The organism is Gordonia namibiensis NBRC 108229, from assembly GCF_000298235.1.
Lineage (GTDB): Bacteria > Actinomycetota > Actinomycetes > Mycobacteriales > Mycobacteriaceae > Gordonia > Gordonia namibiensis.
The window spans coordinates 137,642-162,705 of the sequence record NZ_BAHE01000022.1; the positions used below are offsets into that span (position 1 = coordinate 137,642).

General features: G+C 68.0%; 21 protein-coding genes. 13 read left to right on the top strand and 8 right to left on the bottom strand.

The features are described from left to right. Positions 1-107: 107 nt before the first annotated feature. The 4 genes from GONAM_RS13595 to napA all read right to left on the bottom strand — a co-directional run bounded on the left by GONAM_RS13595 (position 108) and on the right by napA (position 2,960). On the bottom strand, positions 108-1,229 hold the full coding sequence (locus GONAM_RS13595; protein WP_006867330.1) for a glutamate--cysteine ligase: 1,122 nt from the start codon (positions 1,227-1,229) through the stop codon (positions 108-110). 32 nt (positions 1,230-1,261) lie between these two features. Beyond that, on the bottom strand, positions 1,262-1,942 hold the full coding sequence (locus tag GONAM_RS13600; protein WP_006867331.1) for a superoxide dismutase family protein: 681 nt from the start codon (positions 1,940-1,942) through the stop codon (positions 1,262-1,264). Positions 1,943-2,079: 137 nt separating this feature from the next. Continuing rightward, complete coding sequence (locus GONAM_RS13605) at positions 2,080-2,568, bottom strand: LytR C-terminal domain-containing protein (RefSeq protein WP_006867332.1); 489 nt, start codon at positions 2,566-2,568, stop codon at positions 2,080-2,082. A 47-nt stretch (positions 2,569-2,615) separates the two neighbouring features. Beyond that, positions 2,616-2,960: a nucleoid-associated protein NapA gene (gene napA / locus GONAM_RS13610; RefSeq protein WP_005199114.1), complete on the bottom strand. Its 345-nt coding sequence runs from the start codon at positions 2,958-2,960 to the stop codon at positions 2,616-2,618. 250 nt (positions 2,961-3,210) lie between these two features. Here napA and GONAM_RS13615 point away from each other — a divergent pair, with 250 nt between their 5' ends. The 6 genes from GONAM_RS13615 to GONAM_RS13640 are packed head-to-tail and all read left to right on the top strand — an operon-like array spanning position 3,211 to position 7,647. Next, the gene (locus GONAM_RS13615; protein ID WP_040536421.1) at positions 3,211-4,053 is read left to right on the top strand and encodes a lipase family alpha/beta hydrolase; all 843 of its coding nucleotides are present in this window, start codon (positions 3,211-3,213) and stop codon (positions 4,051-4,053) included. 20 nt (positions 4,054-4,073) lie between these two features. Beyond that, positions 4,074-4,685 carry a peptide deformylase gene (locus tag GONAM_RS13620; RefSeq protein ID WP_006867334.1) on the top strand — a complete coding sequence of 204 codons (612 nt, stop codon included), beginning with the start codon at positions 4,074-4,076 and terminating at the stop codon, positions 4,683-4,685. A gap of 30 nt (positions 4,686-4,715) precedes the next feature. Further along, positions 4,716-5,753: an N-acetylglutamate synthase, CG3035 family gene (locus GONAM_RS13625; protein WP_006867335.1), complete on the top strand. Its 1,038-nt coding sequence runs from the start codon at positions 4,716-4,718 to the stop codon at positions 5,751-5,753. Beyond that, positions 5,753-6,352 (top strand): guanyl-specific ribonuclease, encoded by a 600-nt coding sequence (locus GONAM_RS13630; RefSeq protein ID WP_006867336.1) that lies wholly within the window; start codon positions 5,753-5,755, stop codon positions 6,350-6,352. The genes GONAM_RS13625 and GONAM_RS13630 overlap by 1 nt, the downstream gene beginning before the upstream one ends. Next, entirely contained in the window at positions 6,349-6,861 is a 513-nt protein-coding gene (locus GONAM_RS13635) for a barstar family protein (RefSeq protein WP_006867337.1), read from the top strand. The genes GONAM_RS13630 and GONAM_RS13635 overlap by 4 nt, the downstream gene beginning before the upstream one ends. Further along, on the top strand, positions 6,862-7,647 hold the full coding sequence (locus GONAM_RS13640; protein WP_006867338.1) for an exodeoxyribonuclease III: 786 nt from the start codon (positions 6,862-6,864) through the stop codon (positions 7,645-7,647). A 209-nt stretch (positions 7,648-7,856) separates the two neighbouring features. Here the strand turns inward: GONAM_RS13640 and GONAM_RS13645 are convergent, their stop codons facing one another. Both GONAM_RS13645 and mbtM read right to left on the bottom strand, forming a co-directional pair. Continuing rightward, entirely contained in the window at positions 7,857-8,612 is a 756-nt protein-coding gene (locus GONAM_RS13645) for a siderophore-interacting protein (protein ID WP_006867339.1), read from the bottom strand. After that, positions 8,613-10,277 (bottom strand): long-chain-fatty acid--ACP ligase MbtM, encoded by a 1,665-nt coding sequence (gene mbtM / locus GONAM_RS13650; protein WP_006867340.1) that lies wholly within the window; start codon positions 10,275-10,277, stop codon positions 8,613-8,615. 331 nt (positions 10,278-10,608) lie between these two features. Here mbtM and GONAM_RS13655 point away from each other — a divergent pair, with 331 nt between their 5' ends. From GONAM_RS13655 to GONAM_RS13685, 7 genes are all read left to right on the top strand, one after another. Further along, entirely contained in the window at positions 10,609-14,328 is a 3,720-nt protein-coding gene (locus tag GONAM_RS13655) for a non-ribosomal peptide synthetase (protein WP_006867341.1), read from the top strand. Positions 14,329-14,377: 49 nt separating this feature from the next. After that, the gene (locus GONAM_RS13660) at positions 14,378-14,986 is read left to right on the top strand and encodes a GNAT family N-acetyltransferase (protein ID WP_006867342.1); all 609 of its coding nucleotides are present in this window, start codon (positions 14,378-14,380) and stop codon (positions 14,984-14,986) included. A gap of 5 nt (positions 14,987-14,991) precedes the next feature. After that, a complete protein-coding gene (locus GONAM_RS13665) occupies positions 14,992-16,788 on the top strand; it encodes an IucA/IucC family protein (RefSeq protein WP_006867343.1) in 1,797 nt (598 codons plus the stop codon). Then, on the top strand, positions 16,785-19,133 hold the full coding sequence (locus GONAM_RS13670; protein ID WP_040536425.1) for a penicillin acylase family protein: 2,349 nt from the start codon (positions 16,785-16,787) through the stop codon (positions 19,131-19,133). The genes GONAM_RS13665 and GONAM_RS13670 overlap by 4 nt, the downstream gene beginning before the upstream one ends. Next, positions 19,121-20,572, top strand: a complete 1,452-nt coding sequence (locus tag GONAM_RS13675) for a condensation domain-containing protein (RefSeq protein WP_006867345.1) — start codon at positions 19,121-19,123, stop codon at positions 20,570-20,572. The genes GONAM_RS13670 and GONAM_RS13675 overlap by 13 nt, the downstream gene beginning before the upstream one ends. 65 nt (positions 20,573-20,637) lie before the next feature. Next, positions 20,638-22,182, top strand: a complete 1,545-nt coding sequence (locus GONAM_RS13680; protein ID WP_006867346.1) for a pyridoxal phosphate-dependent decarboxylase family protein — start codon at positions 20,638-20,640, stop codon at positions 22,180-22,182. Continuing rightward, positions 22,179-23,495: a lysine N(6)-hydroxylase/L-ornithine N(5)-oxygenase family protein gene (locus GONAM_RS13685; protein ID WP_006867347.1), complete on the top strand. Its 1,317-nt coding sequence runs from the start codon at positions 22,179-22,181 to the stop codon at positions 23,493-23,495. The genes GONAM_RS13680 and GONAM_RS13685 overlap by 4 nt, the downstream gene beginning before the upstream one ends. Before the next feature lie 141 nt (positions 23,496-23,636). Here the strand turns inward: GONAM_RS13685 and GONAM_RS13690 are convergent, their stop codons facing one another. Next, complete coding sequence (locus tag GONAM_RS13690) at positions 23,637-24,608, bottom strand: ABC transporter substrate-binding protein (RefSeq protein WP_006867348.1); 972 nt, start codon at positions 24,606-24,608, stop codon at positions 23,637-23,639. A 24-nt stretch (positions 24,609-24,632) separates the two neighbouring features. Next, positions 24,633-25,064, bottom strand: a 432-nt coding sequence (locus tag GONAM_RS13695; RefSeq protein ID WP_006867349.1) for an MTB12 C-terminal domain-containing protein, incomplete at its 5' end; no start/stop codon positions are given.

Consider the following 25,064-nt stretch of genomic DNA (forward strand, 5'->3'; position numbering starts at 1 on the left):
CGAGGGCGCTTACCCTCTGCTCCCTGAGTAGCCCCGGAGCTTGCGGAGGGCGCTTACCCTCTGCTCCCTGAGTAGCCCCGAAGCTTGCGGAGGGGCGTATCGAAGGGTCAGTCCAGCTCGGACACAACCGATGCGACGACGTCACGCATCGAATGGGTGTCGCGGTACACCGCGCGTTGCCGCTGGTAGCTGGCGCCCTGCGCGATGATGCGCTCCACGCCGGCGAGTTCGTCGACGCATCCGAGGTCGCGAGCGATCGGCTGGAGGCGTTCGAGGAGCCGGTGCAGATCGTCGGTGACGAGTTCCTCCCGGCACTGCCCGTCGAGGATGACGATGGCGTCGAGGCCGTATCGCGCTGCGCGCCACTTGTTCTCCTGGACCAGCCATGGTGCCATCGTCGGCAGGGTCTCCCCCGCCGAGAACCGGCGGTCGAGATCGACGACGAGGCAGTGGATCAGCGCGACGATCGCGGAGAGCTCACCGAGGTTGGTCATGCCGTCGCAGACGCGGACCTCGATGGTGCCGAGATGCGGTGACGGGCGGATGTCCCAGCGGATCTCGTTGAGCTGGTCGATGATGCCGGTGGTCTTCTGGTCGGCGACGAAGGCCTCGAACTGGTCCCACGTCTCGAACTGGAAGGGCAGTCCCGCGGTGGGGAGCTGCTGGAACATCATCGCGCGGTTGCTGGCGTAGCCGGTGTCCTGGCCGGCCCACATCGGCGACGACGAGGACAGCGCCAGCAGGTGCGGATAGTAGTTCAGCAGGGAGTCGAGGATCGGGAGCACCTTGTCGCGGTGGCTGATCCCGACGTGGACGTGGACGCCCCAGATGAGCATCTGCCGACCCCACCACTGGGTGCGCTCGATGAGCTCGGCGTAGCGGTGACCCTCGGTCAACAGCTGCGTGGAGTACTCGGCGAAGGGGTGGGTGCCGGCGCCGTAGAGGTCGACGCCGAGTTCCTCGGTGAGCACGCGGACCACGCCGAGCGTGTCGGTGAGGTCCGCGACGGCCTCTCCGGTGGTCCGGCAGACGCCGGTCACCAGTTCGACGGTGTTGCGGAGCAACTCCTTGTGGATCTTCCCCAGACGTTCAGGGTGATGCTCCTCGACCGAGGCGAAGAGCGCTGCCGCCGAGTTCGACAGATCGCCGGTGACCTTGTCGGTCAGCGCGAATTCCCATTCGACCCCGAGTGTGGGGGTCGGCGATCCGTCGAACTCGATCGGTGACATGGACGGCCGCGATCGCTGCCGGACCGCGGGGCCTAGCTCTTCTCTTCGATGACGCCGCAGGCGATGCGGGAGCCGGCGTCACCGGTCTTCAGGGTGTCTTCCTTCGGTCCGCCCGGGTACTTGTCGGCCGGGATGTTGCCGAAGTTGTCGGCCTTCTCGTGAATCATGATGGCCTTGCCGAAGATCTGCTCCAGCTTCACCGCGTCGGTGGTGGTGACCGTACGACCGGTGTGGTCCTCGAGGATGTTGATCGAGACCAGGTCACCGCTCGACGGGTGGCTGGTGTTGCCGTCGACCTGCAGGTGTCCGCCCGCCGAGGTGAAGGCCTGTGCGCCACCGGAACCGGCGTCGCAGGTGCCGTTCTCGTGAATGTGCATGCCGTGGAAACCGGCGGGGAGGTCGCCGTCGGTGACGCGCACGCTGACCGTGACCGGACCGTCGCTCTGGGACTCGGCCGAGAAGGTGGCCTCGCCGACGACATCGCCGGAGGTGTCCTTGATCTCGGCGACCGCGATCTGACCGCTGGGCTCACCGTCGACGTCGTCGGCAGCGCCCGGGGGCAGCGGCTTGTCGGAGACCACCGGCGGCGTCGTGCCGGGGACATCCGTGGGGTTCTGGTCGGGGCTGCAACCGGCCAGGGCCAGCCCGATCAGGCCCGCGGAAGCCAGCGCGGCGAGCGCGCGCGACGCGGTGATGTTCGAACGTCCGGACATGTCACTCCTTGATCACTGTCACCGGGGCTGCGCCCGGTTCGGGGCGGTTCACTGGGCGTCGGCCCAACGGTGCGCGACGACTACACCGCGCGCGTTGAAGTTGTGTGATTGCTATGACGATAGTCCGGCCGCGTACGTCACGATCCACTGACCGCGGTCACCACGATCACCGGGACCCCGCCCTTGCACCGGGTGAACGAACTGGGACGTTCCTCGACGGAGACCGTGCCGCCCAATGCCTCCGCGAGTTCGTCGGCCTGGGCCTTGTCTGAGTCCGAGTCGTAGAAGATCGTGTTCTCGCTGAACCCGCCGGCGGTGTAGTTGCCGGGCTGGGCCATCGTGTAGCCCTTCTCCTTCAGCAGGTCGCTCACATCCGAGGCGAGTCCGGACACCTGGCCGGCGTTGATCACGCACACCCGCTTCGTCGTCGACGCCGCCGAGGTCGACGACGAGGTGGTTGAGGCGGGTGTCTGGGTGGCGGTCGCGGTGGTCTCCGTGGCCTGGGGTTCGCTTCCCGACGTTGCCGCGGAATGCCAGCCGAGCCCGATGAAGACGACGGCCACTGCGAAGAGCATCATCGCCCCCGCGCGCAGCGGCAGGCGATTGGGCTCACGGTCTGCATTCATCACCGACGACCTTAACGCACCTCGGGTGGCTGACCGGGGTCAGCGTCTCAGGTGATCTCGAAGCCGAGACGGCGCGCTGCGCGGGCCTTCTGGCGCGACGCACGCAGACGGCGGAGTCGCTTCACGAGCATGGGATCCGCTGCCAGCGCCTCCGGACGGTCGACCAGCGCGTTGAGCACCTGGTAGTACCGGGTCGCCGACAGACCGAACAATTCCTTGATGGCTTCTTCCTTGGCACCGGCGTACTTCCACCACTGCCGCTCGAAGGCCAGGATGTCGTGTTCCCTGCGCGTCAAGCCGTCTGCGCCGACCTCGTGTGGGTCGAGCTGGGCTCCGTTGTCGGGGGTGGGTTGATCGCCGTCGTTCTGGCTACGCGCGGTTGCGCCGTCCATCTCACTCCCTCACCGATAAACCTGATGACACTCACACCGCCGCTGATGTGCCGGACCGATTGTCCGAATCCGAATCGGACAACCGGGACACGACGACGAATCACAACGGTGTGGTTCGGAGACAATCTAACCACGGTCTCACCGTCCGATCGCGCTGTGACTCGCCACGACGCACGGTCGGTCGGAAGTGTGTGTGAGCTGTCGCTGTTAGCCTCGCCTCACCACGTTCGCGTCGATCCGGGGGAATCGGATGTTCGCAGTGCTCACACGCGGTCTCACCGCTCTGTCCGGTGGGGTCGGGATGACGGCCTTGGCACTCGCCGCGTCGACGGTACTCGCCGCCCCGACGACGGCTGAACCGGGCGGACCGAGCACCCGCGTGGTGGTGATCGTCCCCGGTCAGCAGCTGTACGCCGACGAGGGTCAGAACGAGGAGACCTTCCGCCCGCTCGCGGACGCGATCCGGGCCGCCGGACACCGTGTCGTGTACGCGCACGCCGGCGGGAAGAACGTGGCCGACGACGCCCGCCTGATCAAGGACGTCGTCGATCCGCTCGCCGCCGACGCCGAGTCGATCGACATCGTCGCGCACAGCGCGGGCGGTCTCGGCGCGCGCCACTATCTGAAGTTCCTCGGTGGCGCAGTCCTGGTCGGCGAGTACGTGGCGATCGGCACGGCCCAGTACGGCTCCCCCGGCGGATGCTCGCAGCCGCGCGACGCCGGCTACGACACCTGCATGTACGCCGACGCGATCAAGCGGCTCAACGCGGGCCCCGACGCCCCCGGGCCAACCCGGTACTCGGTGGTCCAGAGTGACGGCGAGTGGACCGACGGCCGGCTCGACGGCACCGCTCAATGCCGCGCCTACTCACCGGTTCCGCTGGCCAACACCGGTTTCGACCATGCCATCGAGATGCGTGACCCGACGATCGTCTCGCGGGTCGTCACGTCCCTGCGCGGCGGCTGCGCCGGTCGAGTCGTCAGCGACCCCGTCGACGGTTTCGACTGGCAGTCGACCCTCTTCCCGGGCATCCCCGGTCCGGCGGGCGATGCCGTCCGCGACGCCGTACCCGGAGTCGTTCCGGGGCCCTGAGCAGCGATAGGGTGATCGACATGGCGATTCTCCCGATCTGCATCGTGGGCGAGCCGGTGCTGCACCAGCCCACCTCCCCGGTCCCACTCGACGCGGACGGCCGTCCGTCACAGGAGGTCATCACCCTCCTCGACGACATGTTCGACACCATGGACGCCGCACACGGCGTCGGTCTGGCCGCGAACCAGGTCGGGGTCGGGTCCCGCATGTTCGTCTACGACTGCCCGGACGGTGACCGCATGGCGACCCGCCGCCGCGGCGAGGTGATCAACCCGGTCCTCGAGACCTCCGAGATCCCCGAGACCATGCCCGATCCCGACGACAACGACGAGGGTTGCCTGTCGGTGCCGGGTGAGCAGTTCCCCACCGGCCGCGCCGACTGGGCGCGCGTCACCGGGGTGGACCGCACCGGCGCCGAGGTCGTCATCGAGGGCAACGGCTTCTTCGCCCGGATGTTGCAGCACGAGGTCGGCCACCTCGACGGGTTCCTCTACGTCGACGTTCTCGTCGGCCGGAATGCGCGTGCCGCGAAGAAGGCCATCAAGCGCAACAAGTGGGGAGTCCCCGGACTGACCTGGCTGCCGGGCGCCGTCGCCGACCCGTTCGGGCACGACGACGAAGACGACGACTGACCGCCACTGATCAGGTCACACCGGACGACAGTGTCCCAACCGCACACGACGAAGTCGGGCGCCGTGATCGGCGACCGCGTCGTCGTGCGCTATCTGCTCGGTGAGGCGACTCCCGCCGACTGGCGCGGCAATCCCGATGCGGCGCAATCGGATGTGACCGGCATCCTGCTCGACGACACCGACCCGCTCCGCCTCGAACGCGACGGCGAGGTGGTCTCGATCCCGGCCACTGCCATCACCTCGGTGAAGCTCCTCTCGGCGACGCCGGTGCGTAACAAGGAGATCCGCACCCTGGAGGGTGTCGCGGCCCGATTCTGGCCGGGCGTGGAGACCGCGTGGATCGCCGGATGGTTCGTCCGCGCCGGACACGGGTTCACCCGTCGCGCGAACTCCGCCATCCCACTGGACATGTCGGCCCACCCGGATGCGACGACGCTCGCCCGGATCACGCAGTGGTACGCCGAAAGGGAACTCCCGCCCCTCCTCGCACTTCCCGAGCGGCTGCTGAAGGCCGCCACCGTCGGAGGCACCGAGGACATCGAGGTGCAGATGCTCACCTCCGCGATGGCGCCCTTGACGGAGCGGTTGACCGAATACCGTTCCGACACAGTCCATCTCGCCGACCATCCGGACACCGATTGGCTGACCGCCTACACCGGGCACCGTGCCGGCGACGACACCGACCTCGACCACACCGACGCTGTGCGGCAGGTGGTGACCGCAGGCGACGGGCCGCCGGTCTTCGCCACGATCCGTGACGCCGAGTCATCGGCGGCCGTCGCGATCGGTCGCGGCGTGGTCACCGAGTCCCCGGATGGTCGACGATGGCTCGGCCTGTCGGCGTTGTGGACCGATCCGGAGCGACGCCGGACGGGGTTGTCCTCGCAGGTCCTCGCCGAATTGGTCGCGTGGGGTGCCGAACACGGCGCCGATCACGCCTACCTGCAGGTCGAGACCACCAACCGCCTCGCCGGCGCCTGGTACCGGCGGCTCGGCTTCGGTCTGCACCACAGCTACCGCTACGTCACGCTCGACACCCCCTCCGCCGCCGCACCCCAGGAACCCTGATGCCAAGCCGTTCACGCTCGACGCCGACCGTCGCCCAACGCCGTCGGCAGGCCGCGATCACCGCCGTGGCATTCGTGGTCATCGCGCTCGTGTTCGCGATCACCTGGTTCATCAACAGCGGCGGCGACTCCGGGGCCGACGAATCCTCCAGTGCCGTCTCGTCGAAGAGTTCGACCGTCCGGACGTCTGCGGTCAAGACGACGACTCCCACGTCGACGGCCCGCAAGAGCACAGCTTCGAAGAGCACGACGCCCAAGCCCGCAGCACGGTCGAGCAAGAAGAAAACGTCCACGGCACCTGCAACTGCGGCCGTCCCCGCCCGCGTCACGCGCACGCTCGCCCTGATCGACGCCGGTGAATGGCCGGAGGCCGCCCGCGCTCCGGGAACAAAGGGCGGGATCACCTTCCGTAACAACGAGCGTCGTCTGCCGGTCACGGATGCCGACGGCCGCCGGGTCGCCTACCGGGAATGGGACGTCAACCCCAAGGAGCCCGGTCGCAGTCGCGACGCCGAGCGGATCGTCACCGGAAGCGACGGAACCGCCTGGTACACAGCCGATCACTACCGATCGTTCATCCTGATTCGAGGACCGTCATGACCTCGCACGACGATTCCGGCGCGCACCTCCGCCGCTTCCTCGACGCCGCCGGACACGACGGCCCGGCCGTCGGGCTCACGGTGGTCGCGGACCTGCCCGATCTCGGCCCCGACACCCGTCTGCGCACCATCAGCGGTACGGCGGCGACCACCACCGGCACGATGTACTCCACCTTTGCGCGCGTCTGGGATTTCCCGGATCACTTCGGCCGCAACCGAGATGCGTTCGACGACTGTATGCGCGATCTCGACACCCCTGACGCCGCCGGACGCACACCGGCGGCGATCATCACCCACATCACGCAGGCTCACCGCCTCCTCGAAGAGGACGACGCGACCTTCACCTGGTTCGCCGACTCGATCGACTTCTACCGCGATCACTATCGCGGGGTCGGCCGGAATTTTGCACTGATCCTGTCGACGTCGGCCTCGCAGGTCTCGGCTGTGCGAGCACGCTGGGACGGCGCCGGTGTGCCCGTCGCCGACCTCGACAACTTCGGGGAGCGCTGAATGCGGTTCGCCACGTGGAACGTCAACTCCATCCGCGCTCGCTCGGAAGCGGTGGTCGAGTGGATGGAGAACACCGACGTCGACGTCCTCGCCATGCAGGAGACGAAGTGCCACGACGACGCCTTCCCGCTGATGAGCTTCCTCGCGTCCGGTTACGACGTCGCCCATGTCGGGCAGGGCGCCTACAACGGTGTGGCAATTGCGTCGCGGATCGGACTCGACGCCGTCGAGATCGCCTTCGACGGGGTACCCACCTATCCGGTCGACAACCAACCGATCCGGGAGGCCCGCGCGATCTCCGCGGTGTGCGCGGGCATCCGGGTGTGGAGCCTGTACGTGCCCAACGGGCGGACACCCGAGGACCCGCACTACGAGTACAAGCTCCGCTGGCTCGACGCCCTCGCCGACCACATCGCGTTACGTCTGGCCCATGACCCGGCCGCGGAGATGATGCTGGCCGGTGACTGGAACGTCGCGCAGACCGACGACGACGTCTGGGACCGCGAGTGCTTCGACGGACGAACCCACGTCACACCACCGGAACGTGCTGCAGTGCAGCGCTTCCTGGACGTCGGGTTGGTCGACTCCGCCCTCCCCTACGCCTCGGGTTACACCTTCTGGGACTACACGCAGCTGCGGTTCCCCCGCAACGAGGGGATGCGCATCGACTACGCGTTCTGCTCACCCGCGCTCGACACCCGCGTTCTGGGCGCACACATCGACCGCGACGCGCGGAAACGCAAGGGCGCCAGCGATCATGCTCCGGTGGTGTTCGAAATCGGCTGACTCCCCTAGCTGCCTGAGGCGCGAGGAGCGCAACCCATCCGCTGCCTGAGGTGCGAGGAGCGCAAGCGACGAGCCACGAAGGCCTGGTGAGTCGAGTCGCGAGCCCTTCGTGGCTCGCTTCGCTCGCACCTCAGGGAACAGATTCGTGGCTCGCTTCGCTCGCACCTCAGGGAGCGGATTCGTGGCTCGCTTCCCACCCAAGCAGAGGATCAGGCGAAGGACTTGCCCGGAATCCAATAGGCCTGGGCCTTGACCGACTTCTTGGGGATGCCGTAGTCATTTCTCAGCGACGCCGCAACCGCGCGGGTACTCACCGAATCCAGTGCGACCCAACCGAAGTGGTCTGCCGCGGGGACCGCCGAGGAGCGCACCGCGTCGACGAGTGCGGCTCCGTCGTGCTCACGCGCGACCCAATGGACGGTGTCCTGTGCACGGGCCCGCAGGGGCAGCGTCTTGTCGCTCTCGTGCTGATACTCCAGCCACAGGGTCGCGGGAGTCTGCGGACAATCGGACGCCTCGATGGCATCGAGTAACGAGTTGATCGCCGGGAGCGAGGCGGGGTCGCCGGCGATGATCCAGCCACGGACCCCATCGCCGGGCATCGTGAACTTGGAACCCATGACGGTGGCGGTGATCGTGTCCCCGACCTCCGCATGCTGCGCCCAGCGGGCGGCGATACCGTCGTGGATCGCGAACTCGATACCAAAGGTGTCGGCGGCGGGATCGGCATCGACCAGGGTGTACCCGCGTTGATGGAGCTTCCCGGCGTCGTCGAACCACATCCGAATCCACATCGTCGGATGCAGCGCCCGCTTCGCCAAGAGGCCACCCCCGGTGAACTCCAGGCGCACATAGTGATCGGTGACGACCTCGGTGCCGGTCACGGTCAGCTCGAAGTCGTCGCCGCCGAGCAGCTTGAGGACAGCGCCCTGCCAGCCTCGACCTTTCGTCGCAACCTGACCCACTTACTTCTGTCCGATGATCTCGAACGCGCCGTCCTCGACCATCTGCCGGGTCTCGAGGCGACGGATCTTGCCCGAGGTGGTGCGCGGGACCGAGTCGGCCGCCACGAAGATCACGTCGGCGGGCATGATCCCGCACGCCGATGCCACCTCCGAGTTGACCTCGGCGCGAGCCTTTTCCGGATCCGCACCCTTGTACTCGGCAAGGATCACCAAACCCGGTCGCGACGAGCCCTCACCGCGGGCCATCGCGACCACGCCACCCCGGCGCACACCCGCGACCTCTGCGGCGGCACGCTCGATCTCGATCGGGAACAGGTTGCGTCCGGCGACGATGATGACCTCTTTGGCACGACCGCAGATGACCAGGCGGTCGTCGACCAGGTAACCGAGATCTCCGGTGGCGAACCATTCCCCTGCACCGAGGTCGGGGCCGCCAAGGTAACCGCGCATCATCGAGGTACCTCGGATCTCCACGTGCCCCACCGAACGCCCGTCGATGACCGGAACGTCCACATTCGGTTCGACGATCCGAACCTGCATGCCGCCCAGCGGCTTTCCGAGGATCGCGTACCGCCGGCGGATGGGCTCGCCACCGCCGGGCGGGGTCACGGTGACCTCGTCGTAGTGTGCGCCTTCGCCGACCGCGGGCATCGTCACAGCGCAGGCGGATTCGGCCATTCCGTAGGCGGGAGCCGCGGCCGAGCGCTCGAAGCCGAACGGCGCCGTGGCCTCCAGGAACTTGTCGAAGGCGTCGGCGTCGATGGGTTCGCCGCCGCTGATCGCGACACGGAGGTTCGACAGGTCGACGTCGCGCAGGAGTTTTCCGTAGCGGCCGAGGATGTCGTAGGCGAAGTTCGGGGCGGCGGTGACGGTGGCCTTCGTCTCGGTCAGCCACTGCATCCACTTGAATGGTGCGGCCGCGAATGCGGTGTTCGGCACGACGTAGGCGGAGATGCCCGTCGTCATGCCGGCGAGGAGGAACATCAGTCCCATGTCGTGGTAGAGCGGCAGCCAGGTGAAGCCGGTGTCGCGGGTGCGGTGGAGGCCGAGGCGGCTGACCAGTTCGATCGCGTTGGAGTAGACCGCCGATGCCGTGAGCACCGCGGTTTTCGGATCACCGGTCGACCCGGCGGTGCCCTGGAGAACGGCAACGGTGTTGGCGTTCACGTTGCGGGCGACGAAGCCGGTGGTGTCGGCGGCCATCCCGAATTCGGCGACTCGAGCGATACGAAGCTGCCCGTCGACCTTGGCGAGCAGATCGAGCTGGGAGCCGCTGCCGAGGACGGTGCCGACGCCGATCGAGACGAAGCGCGCGTAGGTGGTCTCCGCCCAACGGCTCTCGTCGGCTCCGCGGATGGGCCCGGGCAGGATGCTCACCGGGACGCCGGCGAGCCACGCGCCCTGGATCGCGGCGATGAGGTCGACGGTGGGATCGCCGATGAGGCCGACGGCCAGCGGCTCGTGCAGGTCACTGTCGGCGAGGAGTTGCACCGCGATCTGTTCGGCGCGTGCGTGGACCTCGCGCCAGGGCGCGGTCACCCATTCGCCGGATTCGGAGTCGAGCACGGACAGCGTGGTGTCCCCGGCCAGCATCGCCTCGCGGACGGTTGCTGCGAGGGTGTTGGTCGACCCTGTTTCCTCCAGGACCACGCTGCTCTGCGACATGTTCGTTCCCCGTTCTCTCCGACCCCAGGAGTCGGCCGTCGTGTTCGTGTGGATGCGTCCGGCCCGCTCGTCGATCACGGGTCGCTGGGACCGGACTCAGCTCGCAGCCCTTGGGTAGGTTAGCCTAATCTTCATAGCGCGCAAGGGGTCGGCAGCGGCCGAACTATGGCGTGACCCAGATCATCTAGCCAGTCGACGCTCACTAACTTAGGCTTACCTAAGTTTGAAGGCGATGCAGGCGTTTCAACCAGCAAGTAGTTAGTATAACCTACCCTAAATTGCGTATTTTGCTCGAGTAAAGACGTTCCCGAACCGCGAGAGGCAATCGGCTGTGGCCACGAATTCTGAGATGACTGACCCCATCGCGGACCTCGTCAGCCCCGCCGAGATCCGGAGCCAGGTCGCCGGCGCGCTCGGTGTCACGCCCGAGTCCCTCGACCCGAGCCAGGACCTCATCGCCCAGGGACTCGACTCCCTTCGCATGATGCGACTGGCAGGCACCTGGCGCAAGCGCGGCATCGACATCGACTTCGCCCGTCTCGCCGCCTCCCCCACCCTCGACGCCTGGACCGAGATGATCGCCGCCGACGCCGCGCCGGCTCCGTCGGTTCCCGAAGCCGCCTCCCCTCAGAGCGAAGCGCCCGAGTTGCCGGATATCCGTGGCGAGATCGCCGCCGCGCTCGGGGTCACACCCGAGTCCCTCGACCCGAGCCAGGACCTCATCGCCCAGGGACTCGACTCCCTGCGCATGATGCGACTGGCAGGCACCTGGCGCAAACGAGGCATCGACATCGACTTCGCCCGCCTCGCCGCCTCCCCCACCCTCGACGCCTGGACCGCCCTCCTCGGCGGATCGTCGACTCCCGCGGAGACGAGCACATCGCCGGAAATCGTCGATCCCAGTTCACCTTTCCCTCTGGCGCCGATGCAGCACGCCTATTGGATCGGGCGATCCGACAGCCATGCGTTCGGCAATGTGGCCGCGCACCTCTACATCGAGTTCGACGGCCACGACGTCGATCCCGACCGCTTCACCACCGCCATGGGTGAACTGCTCCAGCGTCATCCGATGCTCCGGATCCGCGTACTCCCCGACGGCACCCAGGTTGTCGGGCCGGCGCACCCGGACGCGATCGCCGTCCACGACCTGCGCAACCAGCCGCCCGAGATGATCGAGGCGATCCTCGCCGAAAAGCGTTCCCATGGAACACATCGCACACTCCCGGTCGAAGAGGGTGCGGTCATCCGCGCCGAACTGAGCCTGCTGCCCGACGACTCCACCCGGGTGCATCTCGACGTCGACATGATCGCGGCCGACGCCATGAGCTATCGCGTCCTCGTCGACGACCTCGCTCGCCTCTACCGCGGGGAGACGCTGCCCGAACTGGGTGTCACCTTCGCGACGATCACCGCCGACCGGACCTCCCGTGAGATCCGCGACGACGACCTCGCCTGGTGGCGCGAGCGGATCCCGCACCTGCCCGGGCCACCGGAGCTGCCGCTCGACGATCGCGCCGCCCGCGGCGAGGTCGAACCCCGCAGCGTCCGCCTGCACCATTCCGTCTCGGCCTCCGAGTGGAAGCGCCTCGAGGAACACGCCCATCGTCGAGGGGTGACCCCCGCGGCCGCGGTGGCGGCGGCCTTCGCCGAGTCGGTCGGCACCCATGCGGCGAATTCCCGCTTCCTGCTGACTGTTCCGCTGTTCGATCGTCCCCAGATCCACGCCGACGTCGAGCGCGTGGTCGGCGACTTCACGTCGTCGATCCTCGTCGACGTCGACCTGAGCCGCTCGGCGACCCTGGCCGACCGCGCACGCCAGATGCGTTCGGCGATGCACGACGCCGCCGCCCACGGATCGATGAGCGGTCTCGACGTGCTCCGCGAACTCGGCCGGGCCCGAGGCGAATCCGTGGTCTCCCCGGTCGTCTTCACCAGTGCGCTCGGACTCGGTGACCTGTTCTCTCCAGAGGCCACCGACGTCCTCGGCGACCCCGCTTGGATCGTGTCGCAGGGCCCGCAGGTGCTGCTCGACGCGCAGGTCACCGAGATCGCCGGCGGTCTCCTCCTCAACTGGGACGTCCGGGTGTCCGACCTCGACGAGACCACCGCCCGCGCGATGTTCGACTACTACGTCCGGCTCCTCGGACTGCTCGTCGACGGCGAATGGGATGTCCCGGCGCCCGATCCGGTCGACGATGACGTTCGCGCACAGCGGCTTTCGGTCGAAGAACCGTTGCCCGACTCCGACACCTTCGACGGGACCCTGCACGGCACCGTCTTCGCTCGCGCGGCGCAGCGATCCTCGACCCCGGCGGTCATCACCGACACTCGCACCTGGACGCACGGCGACCTCACCGACGAGGCCTTGCGTGTGGCGGGCGCGCTCACGGCTGCGGGCGTCCGCACCGGCGACACCGTCGTCGTCAACCTGCCCAAGGGCGGCGACCAGATCGTCGCCGCACTCGCCGTCCTCGCCGTCGGCGCCGCCTACGTACCGATCGCGCCGACACAGCCCGCGACCCGTCGGGATCGCATCGTCGCCATCGCCCGACCGCACGCCGTGCTCACCGCCGACGCCGACGCCTGGGCGGATTCCGACACCCCCGCCGTCATCGACCTCGAGACGGCACGCACCGCGGTACCGGTGGTCCCGGTGAAGGTCACCGGCGAGGAGTTGGCCTACATCTTGTTCACCTCCGGATCGACGGGGCTGCCCAAGGGCGTTCAGGTCCCTCATCGCGCCGCGGTGGCCACCATCACCGACCTCGTCGACCGCTACTCGATCAACACCCGTGACCGCAGCCTGCAGGTCTCCTCACTCGAGTTCGACCTCTCCGTCTTCGACATCTTCGGACTCCTCGCGGTCGGCGGCGCGGTCGTCGTACCCGGCGACGACGAGCGCACCAAGGTCGACGACTGGGTGCGCCTCCTCGCCGAACACTCGGTCTCCGTGCTCAACTGCGTGCCGTCGATCCTCGGGATGATCCTCGATCTCGGTTCACTGCCGGCCTCGATGCGGATGATCATCATGGGCGGCGACAAGGTCGACGTCTCCCTGCTCGAACGTGTTGCCGCGCAACTCCCCGACTGCCGTGTCGCCGGCCTGGGCGGTACCACCGAGACCGCCATCCACTCCACCATCTGCGAGGCGGACGACGTCCCGGCCGGAATGGCGTTCGTGCCCTACGGTGTCCCGCTGCGCGGCGTCCGCTGCCGGGTCGTCGACGAGACCGGCCGCGATCGCCCCGACCTCGTACCCGGCGAGCTGTGGATCGGCGGCGCCGGTGTCGCCGACGGCTATCGCGGCGATCCCGAGCGCACGGCCGATCGCTTCGTCCACCACGACGGCGAGAAGTGGTATCGCACCGGAGATCTCGCCCGGTACCTGCCCGGCGGGTTCCTCGACTTCCTCGGCCGCGCCGACCACATGGTCAAGGTCCGCGGTTACCGCGTGGAGCTCGGCGAGGTCGAGGCCGGACTTCTCGCCCTCGACGAGGTCGCCTCGGCGGTCGCCTGGTCCGACGGCCGCGATCTTCATGCCGCCGTCGTCGCCGGAACCCAGGTCGACGAGAACACGATCCGCGCCGGTCTCGCCGAGTCCCTTCCGCCGCACATGGTCCCGCGGTCGATCGCCGTCCTCGACGCCCTCCCGCTGACCGCGAACGGCAAATACGACCGCAAGGCCCTGGCGGCTCTCGTCGACACCGCCGAGGGCGGCCCGCAGGTCGTCGAACCGCGCACCCCGCTCGAGGAGGCGCTCGTCGTGATCTTCTCCGAGGTCCTGCCCGTCCGGCCGATCGGCGTCACCGAGGACTTCATCTCGCTCGGCGGCGACTCGGTACAGGCCACCCGGCTCGTGGCCCTGTCCCGTACCTGGCTCGACGCACCGCGCCTGTCGGTGGCCGACATCTTCGGCCACCGGACGATCGCGGGCCTCGCCGAGCGGCTCACCGCCCTCGAAGGCCCCCGGGTCGCGCGGGTCGCCGAGATCCTCCTCGACGTCGTGGCCCTCTCCGACGAACAGGTGGATGTCGAACTCGCCGGCACCTGACGCAACCGGCCCGGCCGCATCCACCAGACACCCCGACAGCAAAGGCATCATGACCACTTCACCGGCACGCACGTACGACCTGCACTCGGTCGATCTCGACGACGAGTCGCACGCCGTCACGGTCCACGGGTGGCTGACCCATCCCAAGGCCAAGTATTGGGACATGCTGGAGAGCTCCGTCGCGGACGTGGAGAAGATGATCCGGGACACCGCAGCGGCGACCGCCGGCACGCCCTACGGCATGCGTCTGGGCTACCACGACGGCCGGCCGCAGTTCCTGTTCGAACTGTACGACCCGCAGACCAGCGAACTCGCCGACCCGGCAAGCGGTTACGTCCACGCCGAGGGCGACATCGGGATGCACCTCCTCGTGGCCCACTCCGAGCAGGCGCTGCCCGGTTTCACCGGCGCGGTGATGTTGCACATCATGCGGACGGCGATCCTCGAGGTCGGTGCCGCGCGGGTGGTCGTCGAACCCGATGTCCGCAACACCGCGGTCCACCGCCTCAACGCGAGCGTGGGCTTCCGGGTCGACGGCGACTACCCGGTCGGCAACAAGACCGCGCACCTGAGCTACTGCACCCGAGACGACTTCCTCCGCGTCACCGCCGACGGCACCAGCGTCGGCTCCGTCGAGGTGACGGACCTGGGGGCGTAGTTCCGTTGACCATCGAACAGATCCGCCCGGTACGGACCGCGCAGCAGTCCACCGTGTCGTATCGGCAGGTGTATCACCGCCGGATCGCGCGGAAGATCCTGGCCGAGTTCTCCCACGAACGCGCCTTGCGTCCGGTCGAGACCGGCCCGGGTCGCTACCTGGTCGGTTCCGCCGACGGCCGCACGGAGTACCACTTCCGTGCCGAAGTCCTCTCCCTGGAGAACTGGGCCATCGAGGAGACCTCGTTGCGCCGTGTGCGCGACGGGGAGGAACTGCCCGTCGACGCCGTCGCGCTGGTCGTCGACCTCGCCCCGATGCTCGGCATCGGTCCACAGGCATTGCCGGAGTACCTCGAGGAGTTCATCAACACTCTCGCGATCAGCGCCGACCGGCCTGACGAACGACGCATCACGGCAACCGATCTCGCGCATGCGGACTTTCAGACCATCGAGAAGACGATGACCGAGGGTCACCCGTGCATCGTGGCGAACGCCGGGCGCCTCGGCTTCAGCGCCGACGACATCGACCGTTACGCACCGGAGGTCGGCAACCACTTCCGGCTCGTCTGGGTCGCCGCCCGCCGCGAGGACTGCGATGTCGCGACGGTGACCGGCGTCGACTACGACGCCATGCTCGTCGACGAACTCGGCACCGAGACCCTGGCGGAGTTCGATGCCGTCCTCCGCGAATCCGGTTGTGAACCCGACGATTACCGTTATATGCCCGTTCATCCGTGGCAGTGGACGGAGAAGGTCCGGAAGCTCTACTCGGCGGATCTCGCCGACCGCCGCATCGTGTTCGTGGGCGAGAGCCCCGATCTCTACCAGGCGCAGCAGTCGATCCGCACGGTCTTCAACGCGACCACGCCCACCCGTCACTACGTGAAGGGCGCGCTGTCGATCGTGAACATGGGCTTCACCCGGGGCATGTCGGCGGACTACATGCGCACCACCCCGCTGATCAACAACTGGGTCCGCGGGCTCGTCGCCGACGACCCTTACCTGGCCGCCATCGGGTTCGAGATGATCTTCGAGGTCGCGGCCATCGGCTACCGCAGCCCCACCTTCACCCCGATCACCCAGCCGGGGTCGGAGTACCGCAAGATCCTCTCGGCGTTGTGGCGTCAGAGCCCCGTCGCGCTGGTACGTGGTGAGCAGCTCTCCACGATGGCCGCTCTCCTGCACCTCGACCACCACGGCGACCCGCTCGTCGGCGCATTCATCGCACGATCGGGTATTCCGGCCGCCGAGTGGGTCCGGCGCTACCTGCGGACGTATCTCCACCCGATCGCCTACCTGCTCTACCGGTATGAACTGAAGTTCTCCCCCCACGGCGAGAACCTGATCCTCGTCCTCGACAACGGGATCCCGGTCCGCGCGATCCTCAAGGACATCGGTGAGGAGGTGTCGGTCTTCGGTGAGCCGGCCGGTTTCCCGGAGAGTTGTGCCCGCGTCCTCACCACCGAACCCGACGAGATCCGCAACCTCGGGATCCTCTCGGACATCTTCGACGACTACCTGCGGCCGCTGGCCGAGGTCCTCCACACCCACCGTCTGGTGACCGACGAGGAGTTCTGGGACCTGGTGGCCGAGAGTCTGCGCGAGTTCGTCGCGGCCCACCCCGATCTCGACGACCAGTTCGCGAAATGGGATCTGTTCGCGCCGGAATTCGGCGCGGTACACATGAACGGTCTGCAGCTGCGGAACAACAAGCGCATGGTCGACATCGAGGACTCCTACGCCTCGCTCATCGACGCCGGACACATGCTCGTCAATCCCGTCGCCGATCGGGGACGACGATGACCGTCACGACCTCCGGAACGCCCACCCCCGAGATCCTGCGCGATGCGCACGGCATCCCGCACGTGCTGGCCGCCACGGCGACCGACGCACTGTACGGACAGGGTCGCGCCTGCGGGCAGGACCGCCGCTGGCAGATCGAGTTCATGCGGCTGCGCGCCGAGGGGCGTACCGCCGAGGTGTTCGGCGACTCCTGCGTCGAGTGGGACACCTTCGCGCGGCGCGCCCGTCTCGACGCGGTCGCCGAGCAGATGTACCACGCATCTTCGGACCGCACCCGCAGCCTGCTGCGCGCCTATGCCGGCGGCGTGAACAGCACTCTGTCCGACACCGAAACCGTGGCTTCGGCGCCGGAACTCGAGGCACTCCGACACCAGCCGGATCCGTGGCGGCCGTGGACGCCGATCTCGGTCTTCATCATGCACCACGTGCTGTTCGGCCGATTCACCACGAAACTGTTCCGGTTGCACGCCTGCCGGACCACGGGACCGGATGCGCTGCGGTTCTGGGCGTTCGAGGGCAGCGAGAACGATCCGACCGTGCCGCCGATGCCGGACGAGCAGTTCGTACGCGAGATCCTCGATCTCACCCGGCCCGCTCCGGCCGCCGACGCCCCCGTCGGCGAGACCGTCGACCTGGGTGATCCGATGTCCGGCAGCAACGCGTGGGGAGTGTCCGCCGCGCGCAGCACGACCGGATCCCCGATCGTGGCCGGTGATCCCCACCGATTCCTCGAGCTGCCCGGCATCTACGAGCAGTTCCATCTCGCCTCGACCGATCCGGCACAGCCCTTCGACGTCGTGGGCTTCGCCTTCGCCGGTGTCCCCGGCGTCCCACACTTCGCACAGGGCCCCGAGATCGCCTGGGGCATCACGAATGCGATGGCCGACTACCAGGACCTCTACGTCGAGCGGTTGACCCGTGACGGGGACGGAACGCTTCTGGTCGAGGCCCCCGGAGGCAACCACGTCCCGGCCACCGTCCACACCGAGCACATCGGCGTCCGCGACTCCGAACCCGTTGCAGTCGAGGTGATCACCACCCACAACGGTGCCGTCGTGTTCGGCGGCCCGGACGAGCCGTTCACGATCAGCCTCCGGTCGCCGCTGCTCTCCGAGGACGTCACCTTCGACGCCCCGCTCGACCTGCTGTTCGCCCGGACGATCGACGACGTCGAAGCCGCGCTCTCGACGTGGGTCGAACCGGTCAACCGCGCCGTCATCGCACATAGTGACGGGACCACGGTCACCCATGTGGCCGGCCGCGTTCCCGTCCGCGCCCCGGAGAACTATTGGCTCCCCGTTCCCGGTTGGGACGAGCGATACCAGTGGCGGGGCCACGAAACCGGTTCGCTCGGCGACCCGGACTTCGACGCGACGGTCGCCGACGGCGGTGTGAGCGTGACCGCGAACCAGCGGATCTCCGGAACGCCCGCGCTGCAACCGATCACAACCGAGTGCGTGGAGGCGTTCCGGGCCGACCGGATCACCGCCCGCCTCGATGCCCTCGACACTGTTGATCCCGAGGATTGCGCGGACATCCACCGCGACGTCGTCCTCGAGCAGGCCGCGGTGGTGCAGCAACTCCTCGCCCGCGTCGTGGGCAACACCCCTGCCGCCGAGGACATCCGGCAGCGCATCCTCGCCTGGGATCGCACCATGGCCGCCGACAGCCCCGACGCATATCTCTTCGCGGAGTTCCGCAGCCAGCTCGTGCTCGGTGTTGCGCGCACGGATGTCCTGGCGCCGCTGCGCGGCCCGCACGGCTTCCCCGCCGTGTTCCAGCCGTGGTTCGTACCGGAACCCCGCCTCGCGAGCGCGATCACCACGGTCATCGCCAACTGCGCGCTGATCGGCGTCGACATCGACGAGGTCGCAGTCGGTGCGCTCGACGCCGTCGTCACTCGCATCGAGACGATCGGGCACGTTCCGAACTGGGGCACCGTGCATGTGCTCGCCCCGATCCACGGGTTCGATCTCGTCGGTGCGTCGCCCCGCCACCCGGGGCTGTTCGCAACGCTGCGACCCACCCCGCTGCCCCTTGCCGGGGATTCGGAGTGCGTCTTCGCCAACGCATCCGCGGTCGGCACCCACGTCTGCATCACCGGCTCCGCAGCCCGCTACGTCTGGGACCTCGATGATCCACACGCAAGCCGCTGGGTGGTTCCGCTCGGCGCCTCCGGCGACCCGGCCTCCGAACATTTCCAGGACCAGGCCCCCCTGTGGGCCGACGGCCGGCTGATCCCCGTCGCCCGCGACTGGGAGGCCCTACGCGCACCGGACGACGACACCACCCACCAGGCCACTTCGCCTGCCATTCCGACGAAGGGGGAACCGTGCCCACGCTGACCGAAGCGCGACTCACACTGCTGCGCCGGCGGATCGCGGAGTCCGGTGCCACGCTGTCCGGGGCAGCCGGGTCCGGTACCGATTCGGCCCCCGAGACCTCGGCCTCGTTCGGACAGTTCGGCATCGCCGAGCGCCGGATGTGGAAGATCTACGAACTCGACCCCGAATCGGTCTCGCACAACATCGGTCTCGTCCTCGAGTTCGGTGGCGACCGCACCGTCGAGTCCGTCGTCGCCGCGGCCGAAGTGCTCGTAGAGCGTTTCGAGGTGTTGCAGTCGGTCGTCGAGGTCGATGACCAGGGCGTACCCCACCGCGTCCGGGTGCAACGCGAAGGGCATTGGGATGCAGCGCATTCGGTCTGGACCTGGGGCGTCGATGACGTCGAGGGGGAGTCGGCCGATACCGACACCGTGGCCACCCGGATGACTCGTACCCCGTTCGACCTACACGTCGACGCGCCGTTGCGGCTTCGGGTGTCGGGGTGCAACGGGCAGGTGACGGTGATCCTGGTGGTCCACCACCTCGCCGTCGACGACACCTCCTGGCCGTCACTGCTGGGCACGCTCGTGTCCGGCGAGTGGGTCGCCGACGCCGACGCCGAATCCCGGCCCACGACCCCGGATGCCACCCCAGCAACCGAGGCAGCGGACTCCGCAGTGCGGCATGCGCTGTCGACGTGGGCGGCCGAGGACGTCCGGTACCCGCTCTCGGGCCAACTGCCCACCGAGAGCGCCGCGGAGAGCTGGCTGTCCCCCATGGACGACCGCGCGGGCATCAAGGTGACCGCCCCGGTCGACGGCGGGTCGCTCACCGCCTTCAACCGAGTCGCCCAGACCGTCGGCGCAACCCCCAACGCGCTGCTCATCGGAGTGTGCTCGCTGGCCGCCTATGCGCTGACCGGCTCACCCGACCATGTGCTCGTCGTCCCGGCCGACAACCGACGACGACCACAGTCGCCGCAGCATATCGGTTACTGCGGCAACATCATCCCGATGCGGTTCCGCGTCGATCCGACCGGGACCGTCGAGCAGGCCCTGCGCGACGCGGGCACGGTGATCTATCGGGCGATGGAATATTCCGGCACCGACTTCGGGCCGATCCTGACCGCGCTCCGTCAGCAGGGTGGACGGTTCCCGATCATGGAGATCATGGCCTCGGTGCGGCCCGCTCCGCTACGCGGCATCGCCCAACGCGACGACGCCCCGGTCACCTGCCGTTCGGTCTTCAACGGGATCGCCAACTACCCGTTGTCGATCGCCTTCGAGGCCGACGACCACTTCACCCACGTGGAGGTCGATCACCAGCCGGGGGTCGTTCCCGATCACATCGCCGCACGCGCCACCGGGGTGCTGACCACACTCGTCGATCTCATCCCTTCCGCGTTGGGGACGACGGTCGCCGAACTCGTCGCCGAGCTCGACAGGCGGGTCCCGGCGTGACCGACCGACACCCACACGGCTCCTCACTCCACCACACGACCACCGCACGTCCAGGGGGTAGATCAGTGACCGAAGACCGCGACTCTGCGTGGACCGCTTCTCGTTTCGCGCGACCGGGTACGGGCTGGGCGGAGATCGGTCGTGGCCTGACCGAAGCAGCGGAATCGGTCGCCGACCACCACCACGGCGCACCGTTGCCAACCGGGGATCCGGTGTCGGTTCTCGCGGCGGTCACCGGATCGCTGGGCACGCCCGGAATCCCCGAATCCGGGATCGGCGAGTCCGAGGCCCTGTCGCGGATGGCGCGCCTGGTCGCCGAGTTCGGACTCGACCTCACCCACCCGCTGACCGCGGCTCATCTGCAGCCGGCACCCCTGTCGGTCGCGGTTGCCGCCGATGCACTGGCGAGCGCCACCAACGCCTCCCTGGACACCTACGATTCGGGTCCCGCGACCCTCGCCCTGGAGACCTGGACCGTTCAGTCTCTGGCCCGCATGGCCGGATTCGGCCCACGGGCCGGTGGCGTCTTCAGTCCGGGCGGCTCCATCTCGAACTTGTTGGCGCTCATGATCGCCCGCGATCACACCGCGGCCCGGCGGGGCATCGACGTCCGCCAGGACGGCGTCAGCGCACTGCGCCGGCCGGTGGTGTTCTGTTCGCGCGTTGCCCACTTCTCGGTGCATCGCGCCTGTGCCGCACTGGGACTCGGCGAGTCGGCGGTGGTCCCCGTCGAGGTCGACGCACATCACCGGATGATCCCGGAGGCGCTCGAGAGCGCGGTCCGCAAGGCCGGCGACGTGACCCCGCTCGCGATCGTCGCCACGGCCGGAACCACCGACTTCGGCACCGTCGACCCGCTGCCCGATATCGCCGACATCGCCGAACGTCACGAGATCTGGCTGCACGTGGACGCCGCCTACGGCTTCGGCACCCTGTTCTCCGACCGCCTGTCCGGGCTGTTGTCCGGCATCGACCGCGCCGACTCGGTGACCCTGGACCTGCACAAGGTGGGGTGGCAGCCTGCCGCGGCCAGCCTCATGCTGCTCTCCGACGCCGGTCGATTCGCGTCGCTGAACCGTTCAGTGGCCTACCTGAACCCCGACGACGACGTCGAGGCCGGTTACAGCGGGTTACTCGGGCAGACCCTGCAGACCACCCGTCGACCCGACGTCCTCAAGGTCGCCGCGACGTTGCTGGCGTACGGGCGCCGCGAACTCGGTGGGATGCTCGACCGGTGTAACGACCTCGCCGTGTACGCCGAACAGCGAGTTGCCACCGAGCTGCAGCTCGAGCTGATCGCACCGGTCACGTTGACCACCATCGTCTTCCGCTACCGCTGCGCCGACCTCGACGCCGTCAACGGTGAACTGCGCCGCCGCCTCATCACCGACGGCAAGGCGCTCATCGGACGCACCCAGGTGCGGGTCCCCGGTGAGGACGAACCCCGGACCTGCCTCAAGCTGACCCTTCTGAACCCGGAGACCGCCGAGAGTGACATCGACGAACTGTTCGACGAACTTCTCCGTCTCGCAATCGAAGTGGAATCAGAGAGCACCTCGGTCGCGAGCGACCAGGCCCACAGTGAAGAAATGGTGAAGGTGTCGGAATGACCCGTGTAGAGAACGTGGATGTCCTTGCGATCGGTTGCGGTCCGTTCAACCTGGGGCTCGCCGCGCTGGCATCGACCGTCGACGACCTCGACGTGCTCGTCGTGGACTCCCGCGACGAGTTCCGCTGGCATCCGGGCCTCATGTTCGACGAGGCCCGGTTGCAGGTCGGCTTCCTGTCCGACCTGGTGACCCTGGTCGACCCGACGCATCCGATGTCGTTCCTGAACTACATGGCCGACACCGACCGGATGTACCGGTTCCTGGTGCGGGAGAACTTCTATCCCACACGCGTCGAGTACGAGGCGTACCTGCGCTGGTGTATCGACCGGCTCGACACCCTGAGATGGGGCACCACCGTCACCGAGGTCACCTGGGATGACGCCGCCGACGCCTTCGCCGTCACGATCGTCTCCGGCGGCATCACCTCGACCGTGACCGCGCGCCACGTCGTCGTCGGCGTCGGTACCGAACCCTTTGTGCCCGATTCGTTGTCGTCGGACTCCTCGGCGGTCGTCCACAGTTCCGACTACCTGTACCACCAGGACAAGGCCCATGCCGCGGACACGGTGACCGTCATCGGATCGGGACAGTCGGGCGCCGAGATCGTCATCGACCTACTCGAGGCCAATCTCCGCGGCGGTCCGTCCGTCCGCTGGTGGACCCGCACGCCGTGGTTCGCCCCGCTCGACTTCACCAAGATGTCGCTCGAGATGACCACCCCGGCGTACATGGACTACTTCCAGAGTCTGCCGGAGGAGGCCCGTGATCGGATCCGCCCGCAGCACTGGCAGTTCCACAAGGGCGTCTCCAGCGACACCCTCGAGCGGGTGCACGAGCTGATGTACCAGCGCCAGCTGCGCGAGAAGCTCAATCCGGTCCAGTTGCGCATCTCCACCGAGGTCGACGCCATCGACACCCTCGCCGACGGCAAGCTCAGGGTCCGCGGACGCCACCTCGACACCGGCACCCAGCTCGCTCACACCACCGACATGGTCATCGCCTGCACCGGTTACCAGCCCCGGCCCACGCCGTTCCTGGACCCCATCGATTCACGGCTGCACCGTGACTCGCGCGGCCGGCTCGTCATCGGAGCCGCTCACCAGGTGGAAGCCGAACCCGCACTGGCCAACCGATTGTTCGTCGCGAACGCCGAGGAGCACGCCGTCGGCGTCTCGGCCCCCAACCTCGACATCGGCGCGGTGCGCAACGCCCGAATCCTCAACGCCGTCACGGGCCGCGAGGTGTACCGCCTCCCGAAGGACACCGCGTTCACCGCCTTCGGCGCTGACGACCTCGACGACGTCGTCAGCTAGACGCTGAACCCTTGCTGTCGCTGCAGATGTCGCGCTTCGTGTCGCGCACCGATACGAAGCGCGACATCTGCGCCGGCCGAGATCACCGAACACAAAACGGCCCGACCCACAGCAGTGGGTCGGGCCGAATCGTGTTGCGTGTCAGCTGGTCGCGGCTGCGAAGCTCGGCTTGAGCAGGTCCAGCACGTACGGCACCGAATTCGGCGTCGGCGCGTTGAGGCCGGTGATCTGCGACTGGGTCATGAAGGTCACGGCACCGTTCTTGACCGCCTTCAGATTCTTGTAACCCGGGAGCTTCTTGAGGGTCTCGGCCTGTTCCGGCGTCGCGGTGGCGACGACCAGCACGTCGGCGTCGAGCATCGGGATGTTCTCGGTGCTCAGCCCGAACCGGGGATTGCGGGTGCGGTGGTACTCGGCGACGAGCTTCGGCGCCATCTGCATCTTCAACTCGGTGAACAGCTTTGCCGCACCGTCGTTCGGGTCGCCGAGGACCGACAGCTGGTCGTTGCCGTACATGAAGGCCAACGCGTAGGTCTTGCCGGCCAGCTTCGGGAACTCCTTGCCGACGGCGGCGACCTTCGCGTTGGTGTCGTCGATGATCTCGGTCGCCTTGTCGGGCTGGTGCAGCACGGTGCCCATGACGGTGACCATGTCCTGCCAGGGGTCGATCTCCTGGCCGCTGATCGCGTTGACCGTCGGCGCGAGCTTGGAGATCTGCTCGAATTCCGGGCTGTCGGAGGCGAATCCGGGAGCGAAGATCAGGTCCGGGTCGAGTTTGGCGATCGACGTCGCGTCGTCGCCCTTGGTGGGGTCGATGAACGTCGAGTCGGCGAGCTTCTGGCCGTACCAGGGCTGCAGTTCGCCGGTGGCCGACTTCGAGTAGTCGTAGTAACCGACCGGGGTCACACCGAACGAGAGCGCCACGTCGGTCCACTGGTCACCCAGGGTCACGATGCGCTTCGGCGTCTCCGGGATCGTCACCGAGCGCCCGTCGGGCAGATTCAGCTGCACCGAACCACCGGTCGACTCATCCGAACTCGAGCATCCGGCAAGGAGGCCGGCGGACATCAGCGCACCCGCGAGGAGCGCACCCAGACGAAGTCGTGTTTTCACGTCAGTTCTCCAGAACGGTCGAGGTCAGAGCGAGCAGGGCAGCAGGACGAAGCTGGCGATGAGGCAGACGCTGCTGTTCGACAGCTTCCACTTGTCGCCGCTCCACACCCAGGTCATCGCACGGTTCTGGCTGCCCCGGCCGACGACGCTGATCTGCAGGGGGGCGGTCATCTTGGTGCCGCTGACCTGCACCGGACCGACCATCTGGTAGCTGAGTCCGACGTTGCCGTAGGTGGTGATCGCCTGGGCGACGGCGTCGAGCTGACGCAGGGCGCGCTCGCCGCCCTGGAGCTCGGCGGCACGCGCGGCACGGTTGCCGCGCGAGTTCATGACCGTCTTCACCTTGGTGTTGAGCTGGCCGGGCGTGAGCGCGGTCGGGGCCGCGACAGCCTGCTGGGTCGGCGCGGCCGAGGTACCCGGCGCGGGAGCCGGTGCAGGTGCGGGCGCCACGGCGTC

Excerpts from the sequence above, each read along its gene's own strand:
- GONAM_RS13595 (WP_006867330.1), bottom strand. The coding sequence starts at position 1,229 with ATGTCACCGATCGAGTTCGACGGATCGCCGACCCCCACACTCGGGGTC.
- GONAM_RS13600 (WP_006867331.1), bottom strand. The coding sequence starts at position 1,942 with ATGTCCGGACGTTCGAACATCACCGCGTCGCGCGCGCTCGCCGCGCTG.
- GONAM_RS13605 (WP_006867332.1), bottom strand. The coding sequence starts at position 2,568 with ATGAATGCAGACCGTGAGCCCAATCGCCTGCCGCTGCGCGCGGGGGCG.
- napA (WP_005199114.1), bottom strand. The coding sequence starts at position 2,960 with ATGGACGGCGCAACCGCGCGTAGCCAGAACGACGGCGATCAACCCACC.
- GONAM_RS13615 (WP_040536421.1), top strand. The coding sequence starts at position 3,211 with ATGTTCGCAGTGCTCACACGCGGTCTCACCGCTCTGTCCGGTGGGGTC.
- GONAM_RS13620 (WP_006867334.1), top strand. The coding sequence starts at position 4,074 with ATGGCGATTCTCCCGATCTGCATCGTGGGCGAGCCGGTGCTGCACCAG.
- GONAM_RS13630 (WP_006867336.1), top strand. The coding sequence starts at position 5,753 with ATGCCAAGCCGTTCACGCTCGACGCCGACCGTCGCCCAACGCCGTCGG.
- GONAM_RS13635 (WP_006867337.1), top strand. The coding sequence starts at position 6,349 with ATGACCTCGCACGACGATTCCGGCGCGCACCTCCGCCGCTTCCTCGAC.
- GONAM_RS13640 (WP_006867338.1), top strand. The coding sequence starts at position 6,862 with ATGCGGTTCGCCACGTGGAACGTCAACTCCATCCGCGCTCGCTCGGAA.
- mbtM (WP_006867340.1), bottom strand. The coding sequence starts at position 10,277 with ATGTCGCAGAGCAGCGTGGTCCTGGAGGAAACAGGGTCGACCAACACC.
- GONAM_RS13660 (WP_006867342.1), top strand. The coding sequence starts at position 14,378 with ATGACCACTTCACCGGCACGCACGTACGACCTGCACTCGGTCGATCTC.
- GONAM_RS13670 (WP_040536425.1), top strand. The coding sequence starts at position 16,785 with ATGACCGTCACGACCTCCGGAACGCCCACCCCCGAGATCCTGCGCGAT.
- GONAM_RS13685 (WP_006867347.1), top strand. The coding sequence starts at position 22,179 with ATGACCCGTGTAGAGAACGTGGATGTCCTTGCGATCGGTTGCGGTCCG.